We start from the raw sequence: 26,538 nt of genomic DNA on the forward strand, positions 1-26,538 counted from the left end.
ATTAAAACAACAATCGGACTGCCTAGCAGAATAGCTTGGCAGTCCGATTGTTTTGATTGACACGATTCTAATGGTGGCGATATCGTTGACGCCAAAGAATGAAGCTAAGTCCACTTATGATTGAAATCAGTAGTCCGCCCAGCAATCCCGGGACGTGGTAAGTTAGCTGAATCTGATTCTTACCGGGCTGAATCGGTAGGGCTAACATCCCACCAATGACCGTTTTAGGAGTAACTTTGACGCCGTTGACCGTGGCGCGCCACCCCTTGTCGGCTGGAATAGCAACGTAGAGCCACTTTTGCTTGGAGCGATTGGTGACTTGACCACTGACCACGGTATGAATGCCCGAGACGTGGTAAGTCGGTGTAAAGCGCGTGGATAGCAGTTGCTGTTTGACTTGGTTGAACCGGGCTTGATCCAGGCTGGCGATGTGGACATGGGTGCCAAGCGTTGGTTGGGTACGTTTGACCGTTAACGTGACGACAGCGCCTTTGTCAAAATAACCTAGCGATCGGAGCACTAACTCACCGTTGGCATTGAACTTAGTCGGGACTAAGTGACCGTTGACCCGCATCGTGGTGTATTTTGTTTGACGAGTCGTGTCGTTATAATACAGCGTCCCGGTGCGTGTCATCCTTAATTTAACCGTATGCAAATACGGATAGCGTTTGGCCTGTGAATCTTGGATGACGTGATCTGAGAGCATCGTGGCGTTGCCAAAATAGGCGCGTTTCGATGGCCGCAAACTTTGTAAGAGGCGTTCTTGATTGATAATGGCACTATTCTGACGAAGCTTTAACTGTCTAAATGCTGTTGGCACGGCAAACCCTAACCCGTTTTGACTACGGAGCCGCGTTGTCGCTTGACCCACGGCGTTTAATTGCACAGCGTATTTTACATCTAAGAGTAAATCAGTGACCGGATTTAGGCCTTCTGAACTGACACGCCGGGCGTTTTTAGAAAATAGCCCAAGTGACTTCAACATGAGACGTGTTTGGTTCGCAAAAGTTGAACTGTAGTAGGTAATATCGTGAAAGTTAAATAACATCGGGTCGTTGTAATTACGATACTTGCTATCATAATTGTAGGCCTGATTGATTAGCGTATTTTGATTTTCAACGCGATATAATTGACCATCAGGATCGTTGACGGCTTGCATTTGGCGGTATTCGGTTCGATAGGCAGTTACAAATTTAGCCTGATTCCCTAGTGGTGACTTCGCCATCATGAGGGTACTGTTAGTCCCTAATTCTAAGGCGACGATACCTGCCAAGCTGAGCGTTTGCCACCGCTTCGCCGTTGCGAATAAGGCAATTGCGGTTAAGATGACAGCGACTAAGCTGAGCGCCAGCGTTGAAGTTGTTAAGGGGTGCTTAGCAGTTCGTTGGGCAAACCAGCCTAATATCAGCGCACTGACCATGAGTGTCGGTAACAACCATTGCCAGCGCAAGGCGATCCGCCGGGGGCCTGCAAACCAGGCTTCAAAAGCGATCATGATCAAGACAAAGTTAAAGAAAAAAGCATTGCGGTATGGAAAGCCAGCGGGCGTTTGAAACATGTGCCAAATCGTATCTAAGGTACGAATGTCCATACTCAAGAAGAGTGCAAGTAATAGTCCGAAGCTATGCCATTTGTGAGCTTTAGTCAAGTTGGGCTGCACCCAGAAACTTAGGGCCAGCAAGACGACCAGACTACTGCTGAAGACGGTTGGTGCGTGTACGAGCCGAGTCGTAAAATTGGCGGCACCTAAGCCAAATTGACTCAAAACAGCTAAACCGAATTGTGGGACCGGTAAGTAGCTCGATAATTTGACCGCAGATTTAGCCGTGGTCAGCATGCCTAAACCAGTGGGGATCAGGACAAACATCGTGCTTAACCCACTGAGTAGCATGGTGACCACGACGTGCCGAATTAACGAAAATTGATGACGAACAGTTTGCCAAAGACTGTCCTGAGGGCGTTTGCGTTCAAATAGTTGATAAATAAAATAGTAAATCACAAATAGGCAAGTCATATAGCCTAAGTAGTAATTGGTGACGATACTGACCCATAACCAGCCGAAAAAGCGCCCGGGATGACTAGTTGCAATTAAGTGGTCGAGTCCTTGGATGACCAGTGGTAACCAAATTAATGCATCCAACCACATGATCGTAAAATAGTTGAGGGCAACGAAGCCAGAGAGGCTGAAAGCAACACCAAAAATGGCAGTCGACCACCGCTTTGTTTGAAAATGCGTTTGTAAAAAAGCCGTCATAGTGACCGCAATCAAGCTGATTTTTAACATGATGAGTAGACTAAGTCCGGTTGGCAAATTGGCCGCCGGAAACAACAACATCAAAATGTTAAATGGGCTTAATAGATAGTAAGCAATCGTGGGTAGTGCGTTACCGCCTAATGACTGTGAAAATGAATATAATTGAAAACTATGCGTTAAAATGGCATGCCGATACGCGGTGAAAAATGATAAGTATTGGCCACCCATATCACTAATTAATAAGTTATGGTTACCGAAGGGCGTGATCCCCCAAATTGCGAAGACAATCCCCATGATAGCAAGGGACAGTAATCCAGCTGTCACTGCCACTTGCCAGCGCCTTGTTTGATAATTAGGCCACATTTTATTCAACTCCGATATTATGAATGATTTCATTGTACCGTACTGAAACTTGAAAACTAGTTAAGAAAAGCGAACAATTTTCTGAAAAAAGTTAAGAATTAGTGTTAGTCATTATCATTTTTATAAAGTTTGCTAGCAGTTTAACACAGCAGTTCACGAGGTTAAACTAAAAGGGGTGATTGACAATTGATTAAGAAAGTGTTTTTATAAAAGGTGAAAACTGAATACGATTTCTTCGGGGCAGGGTGCAATTCCCGACCGACGGTAACAACGTAAGTTGAAGTCCGTGACCCGCGTGAGCGGTGGACCCAGTGCAAGTCTGGGACCGACAGTATAGTCTGGATGGGAGAAGAAAATTATTGCTTGAATTTTACTAGGCAGTAGTGGCTATTGGCGACCTTTAAGTAGGTTTATTTAGCTGGATCCTACTGGTGAAATCTATTTGGCGAACACTTCACACCCGATTATCGATGATTTGATAATTGGGTGTTTTTTTATCTTGTTGGAGGTGAACCAATGTTAACTGATTTTATGCAAATGGCTATCGATCAAGCCAAATTGGCGGGGGTGGCGACGTACCAAAATCCCCAGGTCGGTGCGGTATTAGTCAAAGACGGCCACGTGTTAGCTCAAGGTTATCATCATTATTTTGGCGGTGACCATGCTGAGGTGGATGTGCTGCGGCAGGTCACACCAGAACAGGCGCGTGGGGCCACGTTATTTGTCACACTGGAACCTTGTTCACACTATGGGAAGACGCCGCCGTGTAGTGCGCGAATCGTCGCGGCTGGAATTCGGCAAGTCGTGATTGGTCAATTAGATCCCCATCCAATCGTGGGTGGTAAGGGACGTCAGTATCTTTTGAACCACGGAGTTGATGTGGTGACGGGCTGTTTAACGGACAAAGTTCGCGCGTTGAACCCCCACTACAATCATTTTTATGTGCAGCAGCGACCATGGATCACCCTAAAAACGGCGATAACGCTTGATGGCAAAATTAATACTGAAACGCCGACTCGGACGCTGGTTTCCAATCATGCTAGTTATATCGATAGTCAGTGCTTACGGTCACAGTTTCAAGCGATTCTGATTGGTGAACGGACGCTAACGATTGATGATCCACAATTAACCGTCCGACTGACGGCAATGGTGCAGCCACCGGTTCGATTGGTGGTGTTGAATACGAGTACCGTGGCGTTAAACCACCGGATTGTTCAGGACGGTCAGGCACCAACCTGGTTACTTTGTCGTCAGGCTGCGGCTAGTGACGACCAACTTCGAAACAGTCCCAATGTACACGTCCTGATTGGCAACTGGACACCCGCTGCAATCAGTCAACTATGTGTCGAACAAGGCTGGCAGTCACTCTTAGTTGAAGGTGGGGCTCATCTGCAAGCTGAATTTGTTGCGGCTGAATTGATTGACGAATGGGTCAGCTACATCGCACCAATGATGATTGGTGGGACGGGTTTGCCAGCCGTTACCGGGGCCGCTGCGATGACACCGTTGACATTTGAACAACCAACGGTAACTTGTTTAGGGACGAATATCCGGCTACGGGCCGTTCGAAAGGAAGTTAAGTAAATGTTTTCTGGAATTATTCAAACCAAGGGCCGTGTCAGCCAAGTGCACCAACAAGGGTTGGAAATGACCCTTACGATTACCGCACCGTCGCTGATGACACCGAGTCTTAAGATTGGTGACAGTATAGCGGTGAACGGCATTTGTTTAACGGTAACGACCCGACAAGCGGATGCTTTCAGTGTAGTGGTGATGCCTGAAACGGTGCGTCGAACGAACTTAAAAATCCTTGTGGTCGGTTCATTGGTGAACCTAGAACGTGCGTTACAAGTGAACGCGCACTTAGATGGGCACATTGTTCAGGGGCACATCGATTACTGTGGTCAAGTGATGCAGCGACAATCTGATGCGCACGCGCTGCGTCTGTTGATCAGTTTACCGTCAGAATATCGCGCACTAGTAGTCACTAAAGGCTCGGTGGCAGTTGATGGGGTTAGTTTGACGGTCGTAGCGGTCACGTAGACAACGTTTGAAGTCGATTTAATTCCGCATTCACAAGCGGTGACGACCTTGTCTAAGTTACAAGTTGGAACGCTGGTGAATGTAGAAACGGATATTCTGGGCAAGTACTTGGCCCGGCAATTAGCATTAGAGGGGAGTCATTAAGATGGATACAATGAAAAAGGTAGCAGCGGCCTTGGCCGCATTAAAACGGGGCGAATTGATTATTGTTGCGGATGATGAGACGCGTGAAGCGGAAGGAGACATGGTTGGCCTAGCCGCTAAAGCAACCACTGCGACAGTGAATCGGATGATTACATCAGCGCGGGGACTACTCTGTGTTCCGATGGCGCCAAGTATCGCCACGCGACTACATTTGACACCGATGACTAGTGAACACGATGCGTTTGGAACGGCATTTACAGTCTCAACGGATCACCATACGACGTCCACGGGAATCTCGGCAGCTGATCGGGCGACCACGATTCAAGCGTTAGCCAATCCCAATAGTCAGGCCGCTGATTTCTATCATCCCGGGCACGTTTTTCCATTGATTGCGCGGACTGGTGGATTGTTAGCGCGGCGTGGTCATACTGAAGCGGCCGTCACGTTAGCACAATTAGCAGGTGTGACCCCCGCGGCCTATATTTGTGAAGTTATCAAGAAAAATGGCTTAATGGCGCGGCGCCGTGATCTCAAAGCTTTGGCAGAGGGCTTACAATTACCGCTAATCACCATTGAAGATATTACCACCTACGTGATTCAAGCGGGTGCCGCCCAGCTAACAACGACCCCGAGTGTCAACTTACCGACTAAGGATGGTAAGTTCACGATGACTGGTTTCGAAGCCCCCGGTCATACGGCGTTGCCAGTGGCACTGCAAGCTGGTGATATCAGTGGCGATGAACCAGTGTTAGTGCGGTTACACTCTGAATGTTTTACGGGCGATGTTTTAGGATCGCGGCGGTGTGACTGTGGTGATCAATTACACGCTGCACTCCAAAAGATCAGTCAAGCTCAGCGCGGTGTTTTCGTCTATTTACGGCAAGAGGGTCGCGGCATTGGCTTGGCTAACAAACTAGCAGCTTACGCACTCCAAGAACACGGGGTTGATACGTATGATGCGAACGTGCAGTTGGGCTTTCAACCGGATGAGCGCCGGTATGATATTGCGGCATTAATTCTACGCCAAATGGGGATTACACGGGTTCGTTTGCTGACTAATAATCTTGACAAGGTTGAGCAGTTACGTGCAGCGGGGATTGATGTTGTTGAACGGGTCCCCTTAGAAATACCAGCCAATCAGTACGATCAAGCTTACTTAAAAACAAAACGTGATCGATTTCATCATCAACTCACACTAACGGAGGGACACGAATGACAACTTTTAACGGCAAAATTAATGGCAACGGGCTTAAGATTGGGATTGTCGTGGCGCGTTTCAATGCGTTTGTAACGCAGCAGCTTTTAACTGGGGCACAAGAAAGTTTGGTACAGCATGGGGTCAATGAAACCGATATTGACGTGGCCTGGGTACCGGGAGCTTTTGAGATTCCACTGACGGTTCAAAAAATGATTACAACCAAGCGCTATGATGGCGTGATTGCACTTGGGGCAGTCATTCGGGGTGCAACCGCGCACTTTGACTATGTTTGTCGTGGCGTGACGACGGGGATTGCGACCGTCAGTTTGGCAACCGATACGCCCATAATGTTCGGCGTTTTAACCACGGATACCATTGAACAAGCTATGGATCGCGCTGGCTTTAAGAGTGGCAATAAGGGTGCTGACTGTGCGGTCAGTTTGTTAGAAACATTGGACGTGCAGCGGGCAATATTAAAAGCTGACTTGGCCTAAATGACGTAAATTAAGGGTATGCATAATATTTCAAATACCATCAATTTGTAACTTGGGCCATTGTTGATGCCACTGCTTCTGTGCCATTCGCTGCTGATAGATTGCCATGTGCTTGGCATCCTGGCGATAGTAGGGGATTGGGGAACAGCGAAAGTTTATCAAATCGTCTACACCGTATGGGGCGATTAGCTTGATTTGATTTTCGTCTAAAAAGGCGCCAATACAAGTTGGAACTTCGACAAAGTGACCAATTGCATCGGTAACGGAAGTGAATTCGGGATCCTTATCAAAATTATAATGTGCCATATAGACCTCATTTTTTATTTGCCATTGGTATTGTGGGGCTTTATCAGTAAGTTGCTGATAGATTTTTAAATCATCGCTGGCTGGTCGCTCAGGGTCAAAAAAGACGACGTCAATATCACTGTTGAACATCACTGGCTGCCCGCTGAGTACTTGCCAAACAGTATTACGGATGCTACCAGCCGCCAATGCGCCTTGTTTTAAATGACAGTCTTGAATTAATTGAAGAATCGTCATTAAAGCAGGAGTTGTTTTAATAATATGAATAACTCGTTGTTCGTTGGTCATTGAAAACACCTCAATTTAATGTTGGTTAAAAATAGTCTAACATAGTAATGATATCGTGCAATTCAAATAAAGAATTTGCTTTTGCTGGTTTCATAAAAAACTAAGACCGCTTACCACTACTAACTGATAGTGGTAAGCGGTCTTAGTTTTTGGTTGTGAGTTTAAGTAATAATTGCCTAGTCTTCCGTAACCTCAATCTTACCAACTGCAATTGGTAGGGTTACGTGAGCATCATACATGCCCACTTCACCAGCGACTGATGCAGGTAGGGCTAAGTCTTGTGGGACGCCGTGAATATAAATGACCCGCTTGTCTAGTTCTAAGTCATCGGTACCGAAGACTTCTTTGAACTTAGCCTGTAGGTCGCCTAAGGGCACATCGATTTCATAAGCGAAGTGGCCCTGCGCGTCGGCAACTGGGTAATTATCATTTGGTACGTCCATATGATGGGGCGCATTATCAAATGGGACCATCGTCGTCCCAGAAACAGGTTCAGTTTCAGGCAAGTCTACAAAGCCGTCGTGATTGACATCTTGGGCCATAGTAGCAATCTGTGCCGCTTTGCCATCTGGAAAGCCGTGGAAATGTTCCCAGTGTTGCGTGTTGGCCGGGGTATCGAACATTTCAATGGTGACGTGTAATTGGTTACCAGTTTCAGTGAAAGTCGCTGTGCCGTGTGGGGCAGTACCGATTCCTTCGGCGTTCAGCGGGACGATGTTAGCAACGTATTTTTTAGTCATGAATAATTCCTCCAGTTCTTCATTATATGGTCAGTATATGCTAGTCTAATCATATAAAAATTGACATAGATCAAGAAAAGGAGAAATTATGCATTCAAAAATGGATTGTGTGAGTCGTTCACCATTATTTTCACCGCTAGCGCCAGCGGTGAAAGCCAAATTAATCACGGTGACCCATCACCGGAAATTTTATCAAAAAGGGCAGTTGATTCGTCAGCCACTCGACCATCAGGAAGGCATGCTCATTTTAGATGAGGGAACGGCTAAAATTTATGCCTTAGCTGCTAATGGTAAGGAGAAAATTATTGAGTTGTTGCGTAGTGGTGATGTCGTCGGACAACACTGGCTATTTGCACCGCATGAGAATCAGGGATTTATTCAAGCCACGAGTGATGCGTGGGTCTGTTCCATTCAATATGATGATTTTCAGCGATTATTAGGTGAATCAGCCAGTTTATCATTAGCAATGATCAATAATTTTGGGAACCAATTGATTGAAGCTGAGAAGAATCAATTGCGACGAGATTTGCTGGATGCTAAAGCGCGTTTGATGGCGTATTTGCGCGATTGTGCCGTTGAATCCGGACAAATCGAATTTGAATTGCCGTTGAAGAAGAAGGAATTGGCGAATATTTTGGGGATTACTCCCGAAACCCTGAGTCGTCAGTTTAAACAATTGGCGGCTGAAGGGCAGATTATCGTCAATAAGCGCCAGATTACAATTTGTTAGACGGTAAAGGGGGGCGTCGCCTGGTTTTGGCTAGTTAAGGGTGACGCTGGTTCAATATTAAAAATAAAGTCTGATTTCCAACGCAGTATGGGCTAGGAAATCAGACTTTATTTGACTTGTGAGGAAGAGGTTCTTTAATGATGAAAATGCCGGTTAGCAACGCCACTTGCTCGCAATGCCGGCAAAACGACTTGATCAATGAGATTGGTGAGTTGCTGATCAGTGTTCATCGGTTGGTTGATGATGTCGCAGTACCGTAATTGTTGAAACAATACTAATTGTGCGGCTTGGTTAGGCCAAATCTGAAGTTCACCGTGGTTTTGTGCATTCGTCAGAAGTGGCTCGATCAAGGTCAAGTTGGCATGATCAATTTGAGTCACTAACTGCGTGAGATCGCGCTGGTTCTGCGCGTTCAAGGCTGTGGCAAACAATAGCCGAAAATAGCGGAAGGCCCCGTACTAGTTTGTTGGATAAAGCGTTGCGCTAACAGAATGAGATCGGTACGAAGACTGCCAGTATCTAATGGCGTGGTCGTAAGTGCAATGGGAGTCTTTTGTATTTGATGAATAATAGTATGAAAGATGAGGTCAAAGGTCGAATCCCAGTAGCGATAAAGAACACTGCGGCTGGTAGCGGCCGCAGTGGCTACTCGTGAAAAAGTGACCTGGTCGAGGCCGTATTGACTAAGCAGGGTATAGGTGGTGTCATAAATCGCGTTTTCCAGTCGGTTGCCACGTCGACGTTGATTGAGTTGGGTCACAAAAAGATCTCCTAATTGGTTTTAGAAACAGTTTACTGCTTTTTGTGCCTTAATAATAGTGATTTCCGTAGCCAAACGATTGTTGTAGTTAAAGACAACGTGTATCTTAAATAGCGTTGTTAACAATAATTTAAGTAATCAGAGGCGGAAAATATGGCAAAAATTATTATTGTCGGGGCTGCACATGGCGGCCGCGAAACGGTCAATGGCTTATTAGCAGCTAATACGGATAATGAGATTCATTGGTACGAGCACGGGCAATTCGCGACGGCTTTGGATTGGGCTCCGGCGGATGCTGAAAAAGAGCGGTTGGCCTTGTCCCAGCAGGTGACTCTATTCGACCAAACGACGGTCACAAGAATTACCCCAGCGACCCACACGATTACTGCTCGTAATCAACGGGGGCAATTACAGACTGATCATTACGATCGATTGGTATTGAGCGTTGGATCGTTACCAATCCAGTTACCGATTCCCGGAGCCGAATTATCTGGTGTTCGATCGATTCAAAACCGTGCCAGCATCAATGAGTTAAAATTGGCCGCTAAGTCAGCAGCCATTAAAAACGTGGTCGTGATTGGAGGCGGCTATATTGGGATGAATTTTGCAGCCTTATTTAAACAAACCGGCAAGCAAGTAACTGTTATTGATGTGAACGCTCGGCCATTCAGTCACAATCTTGATTCAGAATTTACGCAAATTTTAGCTGCAGCGAGTGTTGAGAATGGGCTGCAATTAAAGATGGAAGAGCGGGTGACGGCCGTATTAGGTTCAACACACGTGACAGCGGTACAAACGAATCGTGGTCAGTATGCTGCCGACTTAGTCCTTGTCGCAGTCGGCAATCGACCGAATACTGCATGGCTACGGGGAACTTTGGCGCTAGATTCTGAGGGATTAATTGAGACGGATGATTATTTTCAAACAAGTGTTCCAGATATTTACGCGATTGGCGATGCGACTAAAGTTCGGTTTACGCCCACGGGTACTAAAGAGCGGATCACTTTAGGCAGCGCGGCCAGTCATGCCGGTCGGTTATTAGCGCATAACTTGTTAACGGATCAGCGAATTGTGTTTCCCGGCGTTCAGGCAACGTCCGCGCTTAATGCGGCGGGATATTACTTTGCTGCTACGGGCCTAAACACGCAACTAGCTGTCCGTATGCAACAACTGGTGTTAGCAACTTACATCGCGGTTCCCCGATTGGTGGCATCCGCACCAGCTCGATTGAATGCGACCGTTCATTTTAAGTTGTTTTATGATAAAACTCATCGGATACTAGGTGCACAAATAATGTCTACAGCAGAATTAACGGCGGTCATCAATACCGTTTCGCTCGCAATCCAGATGGGAGCAACGCTCGAGCAATTAGCCTATGGTGACTTTTTCTTTCAACCGGGATTAAGCCAGCCGGTGGATGTACTCAGTACGGCTAGTTTACAGGCGTTACAAACTTTAGCCACTAACTAGGTTGATTATTGCCAAGCCCATTATACGGACTTGGCAATTTTAAGTTGATGTGTTGCTTAAGCTCAGTATATGACATGGAAAACTAGTGGTTACTGATGATTAGCTCATTAGGAACTCACAGGAAAAAACCGTCGCGTCATCAATAATGATGGGCAATCCAGCGACGGTCAAATTTAAGTGATGAAATCGACAATTATTGTGGTGGTCTAATGGTGCTTTGAAGTCGCGCTTCCAATTGCTAGAGTTGGGGCCAGTACTTAAGGTGTACGGCCGAGGAGCCTCAGTTTGGCATATTTAATCGTTAGTTCGTCACGTTAGCCGTTAGCGTCCAAGTTACGGTTGTGTTATAGGTTTGGCCCGCTTGGGCGGTGTTGCCAGGAACGGTCAATTGAACTTGGGTGGGTTGCCAGACGTTGGTTGAAAGGTCTTTCCCCACGTTGGCCGTTGCTGGGGCTGCAAAGACGGGTTGTTCGGCGGTTGTGAGATCGACCGCGCAGCTTTTGAGCTGGCCCGTAGCGCGTTCATTATAGGTCTGCCCGGCAGGAATGTGTAACTTCGCGCCGGTGAGTTGGGCGCCACTAGTACTAGTAAAAGGACTGTTCTGACGGGCAGTGACGGTCCAACCGTGAGTTGCTAACCGATTATCCGAAACTTGGAGCCACTGTTTCGCGACACCGTTGATTGTCTGGGCGGCGTAAGTTTTAGGCTGCATACTTGTTGTGACACTGCCAAAGTTAAATTGGCTGGGCGCGTAGTCTAAACGAAGTTCGCCCGTATTATCGGTCCCAGTGTTTTCGCTTCCACTGGTATTGGTCGTACCAGGGTGCTCGGGCTCAGTTGGTGCTGTCGGGCCGATTGCCGGTGCGACGGTGTATTGGGTAGCGGCGGCAAACGTGGCATCATGATAAGTTGTACTGGTGACCGGATTTTCGTTCCCCGCACTATCTTTCACAAAAATCTGAATGACGTCGTTAGCTTTTAATTTAGTGGCTGGCATCGCAAGGGACCAACTCCCATCACTGGCAGCGATTGCTGTGATGGCATTGCCGTTGCTATCAGCTGCGGAGGTCCCGTTAACCGTGTAACGAAGTGTGTTACCAGCCGTCGTCGTGGAACCGCTGGCAATCGTTTTTTGGTCGGCAACGATTTTTCCATCTTTAACGGTTACCGGCGTCGGTGGCGTCTTATCTTGGACGGTTATGGTGACAGGATCTGAAGTATAGGTGGTCGTTGCTTGAGCTGTCATAGTCGTGCCGGCCGTTGGAAAATGATCTAAGGTGAAATTAACGTAACCGCTGCTGTCAGTCGTACCACTTTGCGTTGCGCCTTGATCATCTGTTAACTTGACGGTTGCCGTGCCCGTTCCAGCGTAAATCGGCGTTTGTGTGCCATTCGATTCTGTATAACCGGTGATAACGCGAACGCGGACCTTCTTGTCGGCATTGGTGACGAGCTGGGCGTTCAAGTCACTCGTATACGGTGAGCTGAATTGCACAGTCGGTAATGAGAGGGTGTTCGCAATTCGGCGCGCAGCCGAGAAGGTGAGTAGTCCCGGTAAGACGCTACCGCTGTTGGTAATCAGGACCCCGTTCTGTTCGATGGCGGTGATCCCTTGATAGGTCACACTGGCGCTCAACAGGTTCAATAAGGACAATGACCACATACTCAGGTTACTGTTCGTGATTTTGAAACTTTTAATGGTCGTCTCGACGATTGACCCCGTTTGAACGAGAAGCGCAAAGTCCGTATTTTTAATGTCGTAGGCCTTAGGGGAATCTAGCAAGACGCTCAAACCGGACATGTAGCCACCAAAAATAGGGGCTGAGCCACTACTAGTGATATACAACTCGCCACCCGTCACGGTAAACGTACTGTTGTTGCCAAGCGGAATCAACGGGGTAACGTAGTAGAGCGCATTACTACTAGTTGTGGCTAAGTTCTCAAACGTGACCTTACTGCCAGCGTTGGCGGTAAACGTGTTTGCTGTTTCTGCCCGATAGACGTTACCGTACATCTTGGCGGTTAGGATAGCGTTGGTACCCACCGTGACGGCATCATACTGGTCATAGAAAATACCCCGAGTCGCGTCTGATGCGCTACCTAGCAAGTTAACATTAGCAGCGCTACCAATAGTGACTTTACGGTCTCCAGTCCCAACTGTACTAGTTGCCGTGAAGTTGAAGAAAGCTTTGTTGGCGGCACTGTTATTCGCCTTGTGACCGATGTAGGTACTGCTGGCGGCAAAGGTCATTCCACCAGTAATCATGTTTTCAGCGACGGTTGTTGCGGTGACTGCGCCACTGACATTGATTTGATTACCAGGAGCGTTGACGAGGCGGTAAACGTCGCTGGTAGTGATTAAATCGGTCACTGTAATCGTCCAACGAGCTCCACCAGCATTAGCCCCACCATCGGTCCCACTTTGAATGATTCCGGCGGCGCCACCACTACTTGTTCCACTCGCAATTGCGCCACGAATACTACTGAAGTTTTTTACTGTCATTGTCTGGGCCGTGGTTGTGGAACCCAATGTGAAGTTACCGATGCCGAGATCAAGGCTGTGATTTTGCCCGTCGATGGTCAGGCTGGTGGTACGAGTGCCTAATTCTGTAGCACTTGTTGACGTGTGGGTAATGTTGGCCCCCAATTTAATCGTCGTGACGGCGGTATTGGTATACGCTGATTTTAAATCATCGTAAGTTGAGACGGTCGTGCTACCATCTGGATTGACCACGATTGCGGCGGTCGTGATATCATTAGCGGCTTTGGTGGCAGTCGCTTTCGGTGTCCGTTCTACTTCCGAATCAGCCTGCGCTGTGCGACTAGTAGTAGTGTCGTTGTCAGCAGTCGGGTCCGATGTCGCGGTGGTACTAGACGACTGTTCGGACGATTTGCTTGTGGCATTGTTGTCATCACGTTTCGTGGTAGCCGCTTGTGTTGCTGTTGCTGACGAATCGTCAGTGGTCGGGTCTTGACTGGCCGAAGAGGTGCTTTCGGCATCATTGCTGACCTCACGTGCTGATTCAGTGCCGGCTTCTTCAGGAGGTGAATCGACTGCGGAGCCCGCGGCCACGGTGAAAGTTATTGGTTCAGCGGTCATGGTGTGGGTCGTCGGTTTTTCACTACTGGCGACAGCTGAAGCGGTAGTGGTCGCTAATGCTGGCCCAGTAATCAGTGCTTCCGCGGTCACTTTGTAGGTTTTCGCTTCACTGGCACTCAATACCAAATCGAACGTGGTACTGGCTGTCTGATCAGATGGCGTCAAAGTTAGTTTCCGGTTGTCAGCATCAAAATCCAGCTCAGCGAGGCTCGCTCTGTTGGCTTGCCGGGTTTTAGTTTGGTCAACGGTGAGGGCCTCAGGAATAGCGACCATGACTTGGTGTTCCTGGGAACCTTGTACGGCCAACTGAAGTGTAAAAGGTTGCCCAATCACTAATTCCGTGGGTGGTTTCTCGAATTTGATTGGTGTGGCCGTGGTGGTCGCTGTCGCATAAATGGCACCGCCGTTGACAACGAGTAGACTCATTAAGAGAACGAGTAACCCGAGCCAAGCCGTTATTAATCTTCGTGGTCGTTGCAAATTGATCACTCCCTTCGGCGTTGCATGAGCCACCCGAGCCAACCGGCTAAGATAGCTGTCAACAGACCTAACCAGACTAACAGTTGGCGGGCTTCATTCGTTTGTGGTAGCACTGATTGATCTGGACGTATTGCCGCGGATGATGGTGTCTGAGTCGAAGCCTGTTGATTAGCAGTGGCGATGATGTTGGGCACCGCTAGATATTGATAGGGACGGGGGTGTTGGAAGTTTGTCAGGGCCGTCCCGGCTTGCCAGTCGGTCAATGTCACACTAGTGTCAGTTGGGGTAGCCGCTAGGGCATCGGGACTCCGACAGCCACCAGCGAGGGCTAGTCCAAGGCTTAATGATAGTAAAACTAGCCGCCTGAATTTAGCCATAACGATAACCTCCTTGTTTGAGTACCAAGTTAGAAGATAATCTAAAATTAACTGCTTATTTAGGTTCTGCGATTGTGTCGTTTCATAATTAGATAAACGATTCCGGCGGATAAGCCAGCAATTACAATGACGATTAGGACGTACCACCAGATACTGATGGGGGCGGCCGGGTCATTCTTGGCTTTTTGATTATTTTGACGTGCTTGTTCAGTCGTAATCTTAAAGTCCCGGGACCAATGCCAAGTTTTTTTGGCCCATTTGGAGTCGTTAGTCGTTGCGGTGACGGATAAGGTATAATCACCCGCCCGCATGACTTGATCGTCTAAAAAAGTGGGGTAAGTGAAGTTCGAATTGGGGGCCATGATCAAGTTGTCGCTACTGTTCTGATAGAGTACCTTGGAACTGCCTTTTCTCGTGACCTTAGTGGTCAGTTTTAATTGCGAGACCACTGCTGGTTCTGGGTTCCGAATGGTCGCGAGCACGACTTTGCGATAGTTGCGTAATCCGGGAGTGACCGTCCCCAAAGTCAACTTAGGCTGTGCAATTTCTTTGGCCGTCAGTTTAACCGCTAACGCATAACTATATTTTTGGTTAATATTGACGCCCTTGGATGCCTTTTTCGCGCCTTGCCCCATTTTTTCGAAGTACCATGAGCCTAAGATTACACCGGTATCGAATCCTTTGGGAATGTTGATTGTGGCGCTGACGACCCGGTTACTTTTGGCGGGGACCGTGACTTTATCGGAACCGGCTGCCAAAGTCGCAATTTGATCAAAACGATATTTTAAGCTGGCATCGTATCGTTTGGCTGTTTGGGTGTAAGCGATTTGGCCTGAATCATTCGTAAATGTCGTGAGTAGCTGGGTCTTGACCGTAATTGATTGGTCAGTCGGGTTATAGACCCGCGCCTGAATTTTACGAGTGGTGCCCGCCTTGGCCTTAAGGTCGAAAAACGGACTGCTAGCATCGACTTCTTGGCCGGGACTGATTTTGTTAACACTATATTGAACTTCGGCATTGGTAGCGGTGGCCTGGACGCTTGGTGAGGTCCAACTCATGAAAACCAAGCCACCGATTACGCCGAATAAGCACATCAATTTTTTCATGATTACCTCCTAGTTAGTGGTAGCGGCGACTAACGTCCAAACTAAGTTGTTCGTGTAGTTACCGACTTGGGCTGTCAGCTTGGGGATTGAAAGGGTCACGGCACCCGCGTTCCAAGTGTTTGTGGAAGTGGCTTTACCAACACCCGCCCGGTTGGGGGCACTGAAAACGACTTGGTCAGCGGTGGTGACGCTTACACTGGGGGCAACAACTAAATTGGAATCGGCTACTGAGGCGGGCTCGTTTAGCGAATTACGCGCAGTTCCTTGGGGTAGGTGAATCACCGCACCAGTCAGCACGTGATTATTACTAGCGTTAGTTAACGTCCGGTCTTGCTTAACGTTGACTTGCCAGCCGTTGGCAGTGGTGCGTTTGTCCGAGACTTGTAGATATTGATTGTAGTTGCCAATTGCAGTGTAAGTTTTGGCTGCGTTGGACGTGGTGACGGTACCAAAGTCGATAGTTTTGGGGGCCACATCGAGGGTCAATGTTCCGGTATTGTTAGTTGCCGGATTATTCGGATCGGTGGTTGTCAACGGGACGTTGGGACTAGTGGGATCGACTGGGGACGTGGCACTAGTATCATCTTGAAAAGTCACGGTACCATTAGTCGTTGCCCCGATAGCCGTCAAACTGGTTGCCATTAACCCTAAAATCGCTAACCCCGTACTAAGACAAAAGCGGTTAAACATGGCAATCCCTCCTTATGGTTAGCTAGGGGTAGCAGCGGTCAAGGTCCATGTCAAAGTGTTGCTGTAGGCTCCTGGTTTGGCCGTGTTTTTGGGAATCGTCAAAGTGACATCACTTGGATCCCAAACTTTAACCGAAGTGCCTTTACCAGCGCCGGTAGTGGCCGTTGTATTAAAAACGGTCACGGCACCACTCGTATTGGTAACATCGGCAGCTGTAGTCGTCAGGTTGGTATCGACCGCCGTAGGGTCAGTTGCCAGACTATTACGTGCAATCCCAGCTGGTACGTGGATGGTGGTACCGGTCAAAACATGCGGTGAACTTCCACTAGTTTCGGTTAAATCTTGATCTTGCTCGACGGTTACGGTCCAACCCTGTTCATCGGTCCCACGGTTATCGGTGACCTGTAAATATTGTTGCCCATTAGTGGTCGTCGTGGCCTTATAAGTGTGTTCGGCGGCATAAGTTTGAACGGAGCCGAAGTCGAAAGTTCGAGGAGCCACGTCTAATGTTAGAGCACCAGTATTACCAGTAGCTGGATTGTCTGGATCTTCTGGAACTTGTGGATTGGCCGGGTTAGTGGGATCTACTGGGATAGTTGGTCCAGTATTTTCTGTCAATTCCAAATTAGTAGTTGTGTTCGCAGTTGAATCGGCGGTTGCCATGACGGCGGGCATTCCTAGTAAGCTTAACAACATGGTCGCGGTAAGCACTGTTTTTTTCATGATGGATCGCTCCTTTTTGGTTGTCCGTGCCTGCGGTGATCAACAAATGTTTGGTAACGATAATCAACTCCTGGCCAGAAGATTGGCTTGCATTTATCGTTGCTATAAGGCTAGCATAATCTATTAGGCTTCGGCTATTTTTATGCATATATTTTGATGAATATTGATTAGTATTAGCTTATCAATTAGGCCACGTGATGTAGGACAGTGTTGATGTGCCAGCACTAGGTGTAATGGCGTATAATTAAGTCATATGAATAAATAAAGAATCGGTTAACTAACGGGAGGAGTGATGGGCGTGCGCCGAGCGGGAATTATCAATGGCTTACGATGGTCAGTAGTAGCGGACGCATTAGGGTTGCCCGCGGAAAATCGTCAACGGGGAACTTATCCGTTAATTACGGAAATGGTCGCAAGTGACTTTTGGAAACAGCCAGCAGGGAGCTGGTCTGATGACACATCGATGAGTTTAGGATTGATTGAGAATTTGGTTAGCGGTGGTGATTATGATGATCTCATGTCCCGATTTGAGAACTATATGCGCTTTGGAACGAACACGCCGCGTGGTGAACTGCTTGACATTGGTCGGACTTGTGCTCATGCAATTCGGAATTATGCCATCAATCAGTTTCCGGCCCGCCAATGCGGTGATCCTTCGGTGCATGCGAATGGCAACGGCGCGCTGATGTACTTAGCGCCGTTAGCGGTGGCTCTGCAGAATGACACAAGCGTCGCACATCGACTGACGATAACTAGAAATTACACGATGTTGACACATGGTCATGCTCGTTCAGTTGTGGCGAGTCTAATTTATTTGGAAGTATTGCATGTGCTTCATCAGGGACAAGCGTTGCCTGCTGCACTGGTATCGGTGCATGAATTGCTAATCAGTACAATCAAGGATATGACACTTTTAGGTGAACCGAGCACATATGGCGCGTTATTTTCACCAGACTTCGCCCAAACAAAAGCCGGAGTCATTCGGACTAGCGGTTACGTTGTGGATATCCTGTTGGCCGCATGTTGGTTAGCTTTAAACTACCAGACGCCACGGGAAGCGGTGTTAGCGGCTGTTAACTTTGGCGGCGATACGGATACGATTGCCACGATTACCGCGGCCTTAACTGCTGCTTGGCATCCTGATATTACAGTGGATACGAAGTGGTGGCAACAAACCTTAAATCATAAACTGCTCAATGCCCATTTTGAGGTATTTACTGCTAAATTTGCGAGCAGCTAGCTGACGGTTAGTCTTTCGGCGTGAATTGTTTGGATGTGATTAAGTAGCTTGGGAGGCGTTCCCGGGATATATTTATCGGTGGTCTGGTGCAAAGCGCTCACGAATAACGTGAGTCGTTTTCAAAAAACAAGCGTTTAAAATCATGATTCCACACAAAAAGCCACCCTGACATGTTAAACGTCAGGGTGGCTTAATTAATTTAATTAGTTAGAGCTTGATGAAGATGAGGTTGAAAGGTATGACGATAAGATATCCTTCAAATCGTTATCCTTGATTGAAACGTTCCCACCCTTAAGCACTTTAGAAACAACGTTTTGTAAGACAGTGGAGTCGCTCATATCATTGTCCCAAATTTGTTTCTTCAAATCAGCGGTGTGATCAGACATCTTACCCTTACCAGGGTTCTTGATCATCCGGATGATTTCATAACCGTTGCTGGTCTTAACAGCGGAAGTCGTGTATTCACCGTTCTTCAGCTTGAAAGCAGCCGTTAAGAATTTAGATGAGTAGCTCGTGTTAGTGTTATCAAAGGCTGATAACTTACCACCATCATTCTTAGTCGTTGTATCAGTTGAATACTTCTTGGCTAACTTCGTAAAGTTGGCTTGGCTAGAATCCTTCTTCAAAGCGTCTAAGACTTTGTCAGCAGTTGCCGATTTGGCAACTAGGATATGTTGAACCGTGACTTTAGGTTCGTAAGACTTCCATTGCTTCTTCAAAGCTTTATCAGTAATCTTGACCTTGTCTTTAACGGCTTCCTTCAATAATAAGTTAGAACGTAATTGTTCCTTGAAGGTCTTGGTCGTCAAACCATTTTGCGATAAGACGGTTGAGAAAGAATTACCATATTGTGACTTGTAAGTATTATATTGCTTCGTCACTTGCTTAGTCGAAACTTTTGAGCCATAATCCTTTTCGAGCACCTTATTCAGGATCATTTGTTGCAAGACTTGCTTACCTGAAGAGGTTCCCTTCATACTACTGTAATATTGGCTTTCGGTAATCTTACCACCGGAAGTTGATGCAACGGTCTTGCTACCACAACCAGCTAAGGTGAAGGTTAGTAAGACACCAGCAAGGGCAATGAGCCATTTCTTCATTCCTAAAACACATCCTATTCTTGAAATCGTTCTGCGTTAGCAGACTTCAACGACTACTATACCATATCTATTAAAGCTTCTGCATGCATATGGAAATCTTTACAAAATTTTCAGAGATTTCACAGCCTCTTCATAAATTCTACCTAATGCGTCAGTGAATTTAAACGAAATCAGCTTGTTAAGATAGCAAACAAAAGAATCGTGGGCCTAATGCGACCTCATGATTACTTGCTCAGTCGGTTGTCTTGGTTAAATGGTCTAAGGTGTCTTGTAAGTGATCCGCACGTTTTTTCATGATGGCTACGTGGGGTTCAATCTTAAATTGAAATTTATCCAATTCAGTCTGAATGTCATCAAAAACTTCCGCAGCGTGGGCCATTTGAACACTGAGATTGCTCTGGGCATCGCTAAACTCTTCACGTGCGTCTTGTAAGTTATCAGCAGCATCTAAAACGTCTTGCACGTAACTTTTGATGTCTGTGTAGAGCGCTTTAGGTGTTTTCTGATTGATCAACATGTAGGTAGCAGCACTGAGACCCAGACCGATCAGGCTGTTACGAATAAACTTTGCCATGGGAGACCTCCTAATTAGCTAATTCAGTTTTAATGGCGTTCTGTAAGCGAGTGTAGTCGGTTTCGTCATATTTTTTGGCGTTGTCCTTAAAGATCATCCGAAAATCATCTTTATCGCTGTAGCGGGGGATGAGGTGAAAATGGGAGTGGAAGACGGACTGATAAGCGACCGCACCATTATTGTTAACGATATTCATGCCAATGATATTCTCGTCAGTTGCTTTGATAGCGCGGGCGATTTCAGGAATCCGCGCAAACACGATGCTGGCAAGATCACGATCGTAACCGAAAATATCGGCAACGTGCGTCTTCGGTACGACTAAGGTGTGACCAGGAGTACCTTGCGAGATGTCAAGAAAGGCTTTGACCATGTCGTCTTCATAAACGGTATAGCTCGGAATATCACCCTTAATTATTTTACAAAAGATACAATCGTCATCGAGTTTTGGTTCAAAAGCTGTCATGTGATAACCTTCTTTATTTATTAGTTGGGTTCATTATACACTATCGATGTTGCGGCAATCAAAACTAGGTAGCTTGAGTGACGACAAATTACTGAAGTTTCGGTAAAGTCGGGGATCAATGAGCTAACCAAATAGAGGGTGTCGTGATGGCTATGCTATAATGGGAGCACTTATACCAACACAGAAAGAGGTTAACGTTATGACATTAGCGGTACAACACTTAGTTGGTGGGTATTCGCAAATTCCCGTCTTAAAAGATATTAGTTTTCAAGTTGAGCCCGGTGAATTAGTGGGCTTGATCGGACTTAACGGGGCCGGTAAGTCAACGACCATTAATCATATTATCGGTTTGTTGACGCCCATGAAAGGATCAATTGCGCTCAATGGCGTGACATTAGCACAAGATCCTCAAAGCTATAAAAGCCAAATTGCGTACATTCCAGAAACACCTATCTTATATGAAGAGTTAACATTAAAAGAACATCTAGAAATGACGATGCTGGCGTATGGTTTAGACCAAGAACAGGCTTGGCAACGGGCTCATGACTTATTGAAAACTTTCCGATTGGCTAACAAGTTGGATTGGTTCCCCGCGAACTTCTCAAAGGGAATGAAACAGAAAGTCATGATTGTTTGTGCGTTCATCACTAACGCTAAGTTGTTCATTATTGATGAGCCTTTCTTAGGACTGGATCCTTTGGCGGTGCACGACTTGTTGGCATTGATTGCGACAGTCAAAGCACAGGGAGCCGCTGTCCTTATGTCGACGCACGTTTTGGACACGGCTGAAAAAGCTTGTGATAAGTTTGTATTATTGCATGCTGGTGAAGTACAGACACAGGGGACTTTTGCTGAAATCAAAGCGAATTATCCGGATGCGGGTGAGTCGTTAAACGATATTTATCTTTCATTGACCGGGGTGACCCGTGATGAATGAGTTATTTCAAACGCGGTTGCAGCGGCATCTGCGTCGGATGTTGCGCTACCTAAGATTGGTGTTCAATGATCACTTTGTCATTGCATTAATGTTTTTTGTCGGCGGACTCGGGCTGGCTTATTCCAATTGGCTCAAGACGCTTGGCCCTCAGCAGACGTGGATCGTCTGGGTGCTCGGTCTCTTATTATGGGCGGGCCTAAGTGTCAGTCATATCGCAACGTTATTAGAACCGGCCGATACCGTTTTCCTGTTACCACGTGAACGGGATGTGCATGCGTACTTCGTGAAAGCGTGGCGCTACAGTTGGTGGTTGGCGCAAGCAGTCCAAGTGATTTTTGTTGGCTTGACCGTGCCGTTGCTCATGATCGTTGATCAGATGACGGGCTGGTCGTTGCTGGCGTTACTCATCACCCAGTTGGCGTTAAAGGATGCCCAGTTAACGCTGAGCGTGACGCATCTCTATCAAGTGAAGCCAAGCATGAAGCGGTGGTTGCGCCCCCTGAACTGGGCCGGCGCGTTCGTCACGTTGGCAGTGGGACTATTAGTGACGCCGTGGTTGAGTGCCGCAATGGCCATCGCGATTGCGGTGGGACAACGTTATTTGCACCAACGAATTTGGTCGACCACGGTGATTGCTTGGCGTGACGACATCAAAGCCGAAGCCAACCGTATGTTAGGGATTTATCGATTCTTTAATTTATTTACGGATGTACCAATGGTGCAAGGCAGTGTCAAACGTCGTCGGTACCTGGATTGGTTACTACGGTGGTTACCTAAGGACCAGCAGCATGCGTTTGGCTACCTATATACACGTGGCATGTTGCGCGGCACGGAATTTAGCGGGTTAGTGGTTCGTTTGACAGTTATTGGTGCGGTGCTACTGTACTTTAGTGGGCATGGTTGGTTAGCGATGGCGTTGGACGCCTTATTTATTTACTTGATTGGGTTTCAATTGTTGCCGTTTTACAAGCAATACGATAATATAGTTTTTACGCACATTTATCCGCTGGCAACTAAACAACGGGTGAAAAACTTTCAGCGGTTATTGCGAAACGTGTTAAGTTTGACGGGATTAATCTTTTTAGTTGCGTTCTGGTTAAGCAACGCACCGTTAGCTCAAGTTGGGATTTTGCTCATCATTAACGTGATTGAAATCTATCTCTTAGTTACTTGGTATTTAAAATTAAGATTAGCTTAAAACCTTGATGTATCAAGGGTTAAAAAGGACTTGACGGATTCAACTTTCGTCTATAAAATGTGATTGTTAAGTCAAATAATAATGAGTCATTAAATAAATTTTGAGAGGAGTGGGGCTGATGGATTTCGAACTTGATGATGGCTGGGACGTTTACCCGATCTATGGGAATACGAATAAAGCTTTCATGGGCAAAAAAAATCACCAACGATTGTTCTTAAAGCGAAACGCCTCGCCGTTCCTAGCGGCGCTGTCGATGGAAGAAATTACCCCGCGATTAATCTGGACGAAGCGTATCTCGAGCGGGGATACGCTGACAGCCCAAGAGTGGTTGAATGGTCAAACTTTAACGAAGCAACAAATGCGGCTGCCTGAAGTGGCGCATTTATTGGCACGTGTGCACAATTCCGAGTTGCTTCACCGGATGTTAAGAAAAGTCGGTGGTCAGAGTGTCCGCCCACAAGACTTTATTCAGCAATACTTACAAGATTTACCAGATGATTTACGGCACCATCCGTTAATGGCCCGGGTTCTGGATGAATTAAGAGGAACCGCACCCACTTTACCGGCCACTGATTATCGCGTTTGTCACGGTGATCTTAACCACAAGAACTGGTTACTATCAGATCGTCAACAACTGTACTTGGTTGACTGGGATTCCGCACGATTTGCGGATCCGGCGTCAGATATTAGTATGCTACTATGCGAATATGTCACGTTAAGTGATTGGCAACAGTGGCTTAGTGAATACGGTGAGACTATGACGACCGCCTTACGGACGCGAGTGGTCTGGTATGCTAAGATCAATTTACTATTGAATATCAAAGATAATTATTATCGGAATCAGTATCATCAGATGAACCATGAAATTATCTTTTTAGAAGAATTATCGCAGTACGAAGTGTAACGACGAGCAACAAAATCGCCGCGAGTCCCAGATGGAATTCGCGGCGATTTTGTTGAGTAAGCAAATGAAGAAGGAGTCAATCAAGATGCGTGTCAGAAATAAACCGTGGGCGCCAAAGTTAATTGCCGCCCATCCCGAACTTATTACCGAAGATCCAACTCAGCTAAAAGGCCGCTGGCAAAGCCGTTTTGCCAAACCCCAGCCACTCCAGATTGAAGTGGGGAGTGGAAAGGGCCAGTTCATCATTGAAATGGCTAAGCGTCATCCTGAGATAAATTACGTTGCCATTGAAATTCAGACCTCGGTGATTGCGATTATTTTGAAAAAGCTAGTCGAGGCCCCGTTGCCTAACCTGCAATTGGCACATGCGGACGGTCAAGCGGTGACTGCCTTTTTCGAACCCCATGAAGTTGATCGCTTATATCTGAACTTCTCTGATCCGTGGCCGAAGTCGCGGCATGAAAAGCGGCGTTTGACCTACAAGTCGTTTTTGAGCAGTTACCGGGAAGTCTTAAAACCCAACGGTCAGATCGAATTTAAGACTGATAACCGGGGGCTATTCGAATTTTCATTAACGAGCATGAATAACTTTGGAATGCAATTTGAACAAGTTTGGTTAGACTTGCATGCGGTTGCCACACCTGAGGATAACGTCGAGACTGAATATGAACAGAAGTTCAGTGCGGCGGGCCCAATTTATAAGATTATTGCAACTTTCCCAGCAAAATAGACTGAATGAGAACAGCGAAACGCGTCGGCGATCGCTGTTTTTTAATTGAGTGTAATTGTCGGAAACATCAAAAATGAGCTTCCAGAATTTTAATTCCAGAAGCTCATTTTTAATGCGGATAGTCAATTGTGAGTTATTAAAGCCGGTAAATGTCTAAAATACTACCAGTATTGGCATCGGCCAAAAATTCGTACTGTACCAGCTGACCATCTTCATAGCGGGTAATGCCGCCATAGTAGACATCCGTGCGCAATGCGAACTTTTGTAATGGGGATTTTTTCATTTCAATCCACGAGCCTTCAATCGGTGCTTCCTTCAAAAACGCGCGCTTGACTTGGCTAAGAATTTGGTTAGGGGTGGGGCGGCGCAACCGCTTGAACAGGCCGCCAACGGAAAAGCCCCCGGCGATACCAGCCATCCCAACCGCTAACAAGCCGCCATATTGTAATTGTTTATTCATGATGTTGCGTCTCCTTTCAGCTAACTTGACTAGGAAATGTTTTATTTAAATTTAGTATACCAATGATTGACGAGAATACAAAGAAAAGTCATAATTAATCAGTATGATTTAAGTAAAATACGCTATAATATAGTGTTGAACGCTAAAATGAGAGTAAAGGGGTTTCACATGTTAATTACAAGTTATAATCCATCCGAATTAGGTGACACGTTAATCACCATTTTACGACCAGATGCGGCCACCCAAACGATTGAAACACATGCCAATGTGACGCGTATTAGCGATGCTGACAGTGGGGAAACCTTGGGCTATAATTTCTTTGACGTTTCCAAGACGTTAGGCGACTTAGATGCCAATGGTCAAGTTCACTTAACGGCCGAACAAGTTGAGCAATTAAATAATTTATTAAAAACCAATGATTTTGAACCTGAATTAGTTTTAGACACTGACCCTAAGTTTGTGGTCGGCTATGTGGAATCAGCCGAAGCACATCCGAAGTCTGATCATTTACAGATTACCAAGACGAATGTTGGTTTGGATCAACCACTTCAAATCGTGAGTGGTTCACCTAATATGCAGGCGGATATTTTGGTTGTTGTCGCCAAGGTCGGTGCAATGATGCCCAGTGGCTTAATTATTTGGCCGGGCGAATTACGGGGCGTTGAGAGTGATGGCATGATTGTTTCAGGCCGAGAATTACAATTACCGAACGCGCCACAACGGCCAGGGGCTTTGATTTTGCCCGCCGATTATCAGCCAGTGGGTGCGCCATTTGATTTCAAACGCGCTCAGACGTTATTTACCGCTTAATTTGCAGATATTAAAAACTAGGATGATTGAAAATGAACCATTATGATGGCCCGGCATTTTTCCGGAAATATCGATTTAACAAACCACAAGTGAATAATTCAGCGGCCAGTCAATCAACTCCTGTAGCGGCATCGGCTAGTCCACAATCGACTGCTGGTGCACCTAGTGCGGCGCCAAAACGGCCAGCCAGTCAAACTAGCGCCAAGCAGGTGACGAGTCAGGCAACTACTTCGAGTAGCAGTGCTGCAACTAGTGCGACCCTCTTTAACGGTGGCACCCATGGGACTTTTCACCCATCCCGGGTACCAGCCCAGCTTAGTGCGGCGCTGACAAATGGCGGTATCATTCAGGATCACGATGACCGTAATTATTTAGAAATTGAAGCGAGCTTGCATAAGCGGCCCGAGACCTTCTTATTGTTTGCGGATGCAGCAGCTAATGATTTACCGGCTGTTGATTTGCAACAACCGCTTTCTGATAGTGGGACGGACACGAGTCAAGTTGAACACCCGAGTGATTCGGCAGTTCTTAGTCAAGCGGAACGGAAGATGGCTTCAAGTGTTGACCCGACAACGGTAACTAGTCAGGCAGCATCGAGCGTGGCTGCTCAAACGGTCGTGGCTAACACGTCACAGACCGGCAGTGATTCCACGGTGTCCGCAGCTTCGGCGACGGTTGTGCGACCAACGGAAGTGTTTGAACCTACTACTCCTGAATTAGCTGTGTCGGCTGCGGCAATTAATACGCCTAAAACCGATGATTCAGTGGTAGTGACGGCTCCCACGGAAGTATTTGAGCCCACTGACCCTGTCTCTTATACACATCTGACGCTGCCGACGATATGACAATCGTGTAGATC

The 26,538-nt window shown here is 46.8% G+C and carries 25 protein-coding genes, 2 pseudogenes and 1 riboswitch; of the genes and pseudogenes, 13 read left to right on the plus strand and 14 right to left on the minus strand.

From position 1 onward, the window contains the following. Positions 1-67: 67 nt before the first annotated feature. Entirely contained in the window at positions 68-2,617 is a 2,550-nt protein-coding gene (locus tag MMY95_RS06690) for a YfhO family protein (RefSeq protein ID WP_080371140.1), read from the minus strand. 227 nt (positions 2,618-2,844) lie between these two features. Further along, positions 2,845-2,975: riboswitch (FMN riboswitch) on the plus strand. Between the two features lie 158 nt (positions 2,976-3,133). Here MMY95_RS06690 and ribD point away from each other — a divergent pair. From ribD to ribH, 4 genes and pseudogenes are all read left to right on the plus strand, one after another. After that, positions 3,134-4,201 (plus strand): bifunctional diaminohydroxyphosphoribosylaminopyrimidine deaminase/5-amino-6-(5-phosphoribosylamino)uracil reductase RibD, encoded by a 1,068-nt coding sequence (gene ribD / locus MMY95_RS06695; protein ID WP_053267628.1) that lies wholly within the window; start codon positions 3,134-3,136, stop codon positions 4,199-4,201. Continuing rightward, positions 4,202-4,804, plus strand: a pseudogene (locus tag MMY95_RS06700) (riboflavin synthase). Between the two features lies 1 nt (position 4,805). Continuing rightward, positions 4,806-6,020: a bifunctional 3,4-dihydroxy-2-butanone-4-phosphate synthase/GTP cyclohydrolase II gene (locus tag MMY95_RS06705; RefSeq protein WP_070083337.1), complete on the plus strand. Its 1,215-nt coding sequence runs from the start codon at positions 4,806-4,808 to the stop codon at positions 6,018-6,020. Continuing rightward, on the plus strand, positions 6,017-6,496 hold the full coding sequence (gene ribH, locus MMY95_RS06710; RefSeq protein ID WP_003640238.1) for a 6,7-dimethyl-8-ribityllumazine synthase: 480 nt from the start codon (positions 6,017-6,019) through the stop codon (positions 6,494-6,496). The genes MMY95_RS06705 and ribH overlap by 4 nt, the downstream gene beginning before the upstream one ends. A 30-nt stretch (positions 6,497-6,526) precedes the next feature. Here the strand turns inward: ribH and MMY95_RS06715 are convergent, their stop codons facing one another. Together MMY95_RS06715 and MMY95_RS06720 are read right to left on the minus strand one after the other, a co-directional pair. Further along, complete coding sequence (locus MMY95_RS06715) at positions 6,527-7,087, minus strand: nucleotidyltransferase family protein (RefSeq protein ID WP_003640239.1); 561 nt, start codon at positions 7,085-7,087, stop codon at positions 6,527-6,529. 176 nt (positions 7,088-7,263) lie between these two features. After that, on the minus strand, positions 7,264-7,827 hold the full coding sequence (locus MMY95_RS06720) for a hypothetical protein (protein ID WP_003640240.1): 564 nt from the start codon (positions 7,825-7,827) through the stop codon (positions 7,264-7,266). An 88-nt stretch (positions 7,828-7,915) separates the two neighbouring features. On the opposite strand from MMY95_RS06720, the gene MMY95_RS06725 reads away from it, so the two are divergent. Continuing rightward, positions 7,916-8,557, plus strand: a complete 642-nt coding sequence (locus tag MMY95_RS06725) for a Crp/Fnr family transcriptional regulator (protein WP_011101408.1) — start codon at positions 7,916-7,918, stop codon at positions 8,555-8,557. A gap of 134 nt (positions 8,558-8,691) precedes the next feature. Here MMY95_RS06725 and MMY95_RS06730 read toward each other — a convergent pair whose 3' ends face one another. Both MMY95_RS06730 and MMY95_RS06735 read right to left on the minus strand, forming a co-directional pair. Further along, positions 8,692-8,973: a hypothetical protein gene (locus MMY95_RS06730; RefSeq protein ID WP_241277558.1), complete on the minus strand. Its 282-nt coding sequence runs from the start codon at positions 8,971-8,973 to the stop codon at positions 8,692-8,694. Continuing rightward, on the minus strand, positions 8,970-9,317 hold the full coding sequence (locus MMY95_RS06735) for a TetR family transcriptional regulator (RefSeq protein ID WP_238352298.1): 348 nt from the start codon (positions 9,315-9,317) through the stop codon (positions 8,970-8,972). The genes MMY95_RS06730 and MMY95_RS06735 overlap by 4 nt, the downstream gene beginning before the upstream one ends. A 153-nt stretch (positions 9,318-9,470) precedes the next feature. Between MMY95_RS06735 and MMY95_RS06740 the strand changes: the two genes are divergently transcribed. Then, positions 9,471-10,787: an FAD-dependent oxidoreductase gene (locus MMY95_RS06740; RefSeq protein ID WP_241277559.1), complete on the plus strand. Its 1,317-nt coding sequence runs from the start codon at positions 9,471-9,473 to the stop codon at positions 10,785-10,787. A gap of 301 nt (positions 10,788-11,088) precedes the next feature. On the opposite strand, the gene MMY95_RS06745 is transcribed toward MMY95_RS06740, so the two are convergent. Genes MMY95_RS06745 through MMY95_RS06765 form a run of 5 tightly spaced genes read right to left on the minus strand, consistent with a single transcriptional unit; the run spans position 11,089 to position 17,263 of the window. Further along, positions 11,089-14,367, minus strand: coding sequence for a WxL domain-containing protein (locus MMY95_RS06745; RefSeq protein WP_104795660.1), 3,279 nt, complete (start codon positions 14,365-14,367; stop codon positions 11,089-11,091). A 5-nt stretch (positions 14,368-14,372) separates the two neighbouring features. Next, complete coding sequence (locus MMY95_RS06750; protein ID WP_104795661.1) at positions 14,373-14,744, minus strand: LPXTG cell wall anchor domain-containing protein; 372 nt, start codon at positions 14,742-14,744, stop codon at positions 14,373-14,375. 59 nt (positions 14,745-14,803) lie between these two features. Continuing rightward, a complete protein-coding gene (locus MMY95_RS06755; RefSeq protein ID WP_003644276.1) occupies positions 14,804-15,850 on the minus strand; it encodes a DUF916 and DUF3324 domain-containing protein in 1,047 nt (348 codons plus the stop codon). Between the two features lie 9 nt (positions 15,851-15,859). Continuing rightward, positions 15,860-16,540: a WxL domain-containing protein gene (locus MMY95_RS06760; protein ID WP_024003038.1), complete on the minus strand. Its 681-nt coding sequence runs from the start codon at positions 16,538-16,540 to the stop codon at positions 15,860-15,862. Positions 16,541-16,558: 18 nt separating this feature from the next. Continuing rightward, complete coding sequence (locus tag MMY95_RS06765) at positions 16,559-17,263, minus strand: WxL domain-containing protein (protein WP_003640248.1); 705 nt, start codon at positions 17,261-17,263, stop codon at positions 16,559-16,561. A gap of 292 nt (positions 17,264-17,555) precedes the next feature. Here MMY95_RS06765 and MMY95_RS06770 point away from each other — a divergent pair, with 292 nt between their 5' ends. Further along, positions 17,556-18,503: an ADP-ribosylglycohydrolase family protein gene (locus tag MMY95_RS06770; RefSeq protein WP_104795663.1), complete on the plus strand. Its 948-nt coding sequence runs from the start codon at positions 17,556-17,558 to the stop codon at positions 18,501-18,503. Between the two features lie 203 nt (positions 18,504-18,706). Here MMY95_RS06770 and MMY95_RS06775 read toward each other — a convergent pair whose 3' ends face one another. The 3 genes from MMY95_RS06775 to MMY95_RS06785 all read right to left on the minus strand — a co-directional run bounded on the left by MMY95_RS06775 (position 18,707) and on the right by MMY95_RS06785 (position 20,640). Beyond that, entirely contained in the window at positions 18,707-19,603 is an 897-nt protein-coding gene (locus MMY95_RS06775) for a peptidylprolyl isomerase PrsA (protein ID WP_053267634.1), read from the minus strand. Positions 19,604-19,835: 232 nt separating this feature from the next. Beyond that, on the minus strand, positions 19,836-20,177 hold the full coding sequence (locus tag MMY95_RS06780) for a YtxH domain-containing protein (protein ID WP_003645204.1): 342 nt from the start codon (positions 20,175-20,177) through the stop codon (positions 19,836-19,838). A gap of 10 nt (positions 20,178-20,187) precedes the next feature. Further along, positions 20,188-20,640, minus strand: a complete 453-nt coding sequence (locus MMY95_RS06785) for an HIT family protein (protein ID WP_003640251.1) — start codon at positions 20,638-20,640, stop codon at positions 20,188-20,190. A gap of 199 nt (positions 20,641-20,839) precedes the next feature. Here MMY95_RS06785 and MMY95_RS06790 point away from each other — a divergent pair, with 199 nt between their 5' ends. The 4 genes from MMY95_RS06790 to trmB all read left to right on the plus strand — a co-directional run bounded on the left by MMY95_RS06790 (position 20,840) and on the right by trmB (position 24,409). Further along, positions 20,840-21,577 (plus strand): ABC transporter ATP-binding protein, encoded by a 738-nt coding sequence (locus MMY95_RS06790; RefSeq protein ID WP_003644277.1) that lies wholly within the window; start codon positions 20,840-20,842, stop codon positions 21,575-21,577. Beyond that, positions 21,570-22,775, plus strand: coding sequence for an ABC transporter permease (locus tag MMY95_RS06795; protein ID WP_053267636.1), 1,206 nt, complete (start codon positions 21,570-21,572; stop codon positions 22,773-22,775). Before MMY95_RS06790 ends, MMY95_RS06795 begins: the two co-directional genes overlap by 8 nt. A 118-nt stretch (positions 22,776-22,893) precedes the next feature. Continuing rightward, complete coding sequence (locus MMY95_RS06800; protein ID WP_241277560.1) at positions 22,894-23,679, plus strand: phosphotransferase family protein; 786 nt, start codon at positions 22,894-22,896, stop codon at positions 23,677-23,679. 85 nt (positions 23,680-23,764) lie between these two features. After that, on the plus strand, positions 23,765-24,409 hold the full coding sequence (gene trmB / locus MMY95_RS06805) for a tRNA (guanosine(46)-N7)-methyltransferase TrmB (protein ID WP_003644279.1): 645 nt from the start codon (positions 23,765-23,767) through the stop codon (positions 24,407-24,409). Between the two features lie 136 nt (positions 24,410-24,545). Here trmB and MMY95_RS06810 read toward each other — a convergent pair whose 3' ends face one another. Next, entirely contained in the window at positions 24,546-24,869 is a 324-nt protein-coding gene (locus MMY95_RS06810) for a PepSY domain-containing protein (RefSeq protein WP_003640256.1), read from the minus strand. A gap of 168 nt (positions 24,870-25,037) precedes the next feature. Between MMY95_RS06810 and ytpR the strand changes: the two genes are divergently transcribed. Beyond that, complete coding sequence (ytpR, locus tag MMY95_RS06815) at positions 25,038-25,679, plus strand: YtpR family tRNA-binding protein (protein ID WP_013355484.1); 642 nt, start codon at positions 25,038-25,040, stop codon at positions 25,677-25,679. A gap of 32 nt (positions 25,680-25,711) precedes the next feature. Beyond that, positions 25,712-26,488 (plus strand): annotated as a pseudogene (locus MMY95_RS06820) (cell division protein FtsK); the annotation flags it as partial. Positions 26,489-26,538: the final 50 nt, after the last annotated feature.

Origin of the sequence: Lactiplantibacillus sp. ME-2 (assembly GCF_022549155.1) — a bacterium.
GTDB lineage: Bacteria > Bacillota > Bacilli > Lactobacillales > Lactobacillaceae > Lactiplantibacillus > Lactiplantibacillus plantarum.

Coding starts and splice junctions, on each gene's coding strand:
- MMY95_RS06690 (WP_080371140.1), bottom strand. CDS start 2,617: ATGTGGCCTAATTATCAAACAAGGCGCTGGCAAGTGGCAGTGACAGCT.
- ribD (WP_053267628.1), top strand. CDS start 3,134: ATGTTAACTGATTTTATGCAAATGGCTATCGATCAAGCCAAATTGGCG.
- MMY95_RS06705 (WP_070083337.1), top strand. CDS start 4,806: ATGGATACAATGAAAAAGGTAGCAGCGGCCTTGGCCGCATTAAAACGG.
- ribH (WP_003640238.1), top strand. CDS start 6,017: ATGACAACTTTTAACGGCAAAATTAATGGCAACGGGCTTAAGATTGGG.
- MMY95_RS06715 (WP_003640239.1), bottom strand. CDS start 7,087: ATGACCAACGAACAACGAGTTATTCATATTATTAAAACAACTCCTGCT.
- MMY95_RS06720 (WP_003640240.1), bottom strand. CDS start 7,827: ATGACTAAAAAATACGTTGCTAACATCGTCCCGCTGAACGCCGAAGGA.
- MMY95_RS06725 (WP_011101408.1), top strand. CDS start 7,916: ATGCATTCAAAAATGGATTGTGTGAGTCGTTCACCATTATTTTCACCG.
- MMY95_RS06740 (WP_241277559.1), top strand. CDS start 9,471: ATGGCAAAAATTATTATTGTCGGGGCTGCACATGGCGGCCGCGAAACG.
- MMY95_RS06750 (WP_104795661.1), bottom strand. CDS start 14,744: ATGGCTAAATTCAGGCGGCTAGTTTTACTATCATTAAGCCTTGGACTA.
- MMY95_RS06755 (WP_003644276.1), bottom strand. CDS start 15,850: ATGAAAAAATTGATGTGCTTATTCGGCGTAATCGGTGGCTTGGTTTTC.
- MMY95_RS06760 (WP_024003038.1), bottom strand. CDS start 16,540: ATGTTTAACCGCTTTTGTCTTAGTACGGGGTTAGCGATTTTAGGGTTA.
- MMY95_RS06765 (WP_003640248.1), bottom strand. CDS start 17,263: ATGAAAAAAACAGTGCTTACCGCGACCATGTTGTTAAGCTTACTAGGA.
- MMY95_RS06770 (WP_104795663.1), top strand. CDS start 17,556: ATGGGCGTGCGCCGAGCGGGAATTATCAATGGCTTACGATGGTCAGTA.
- MMY95_RS06775 (WP_053267634.1), bottom strand. CDS start 19,603: ATGAAGAAATGGCTCATTGCCCTTGCTGGTGTCTTACTAACCTTCACC.
- MMY95_RS06780 (WP_003645204.1), bottom strand. CDS start 20,177: ATGGCAAAGTTTATTCGTAACAGCCTGATCGGTCTGGGTCTCAGTGCT.
- MMY95_RS06785 (WP_003640251.1), bottom strand. CDS start 20,640: ATGACAGCTTTTGAACCAAAACTCGATGACGATTGTATCTTTTGTAAA.
- MMY95_RS06790 (WP_003644277.1), top strand. CDS start 20,840: ATGACATTAGCGGTACAACACTTAGTTGGTGGGTATTCGCAAATTCCC.
- MMY95_RS06795 (WP_053267636.1), top strand. CDS start 21,570: ATGAATGAGTTATTTCAAACGCGGTTGCAGCGGCATCTGCGTCGGATG.
- MMY95_RS06800 (WP_241277560.1), top strand. CDS start 22,894: ATGGATTTCGAACTTGATGATGGCTGGGACGTTTACCCGATCTATGGG.
- trmB (WP_003644279.1), top strand. CDS start 23,765: ATGCGTGTCAGAAATAAACCGTGGGCGCCAAAGTTAATTGCCGCCCAT.
- MMY95_RS06810 (WP_003640256.1), bottom strand. CDS start 24,869: ATGAATAAACAATTACAATATGGCGGCTTGTTAGCGGTTGGGATGGCT.
- ytpR (WP_013355484.1), top strand. CDS start 25,038: ATGTTAATTACAAGTTATAATCCATCCGAATTAGGTGACACGTTAATC.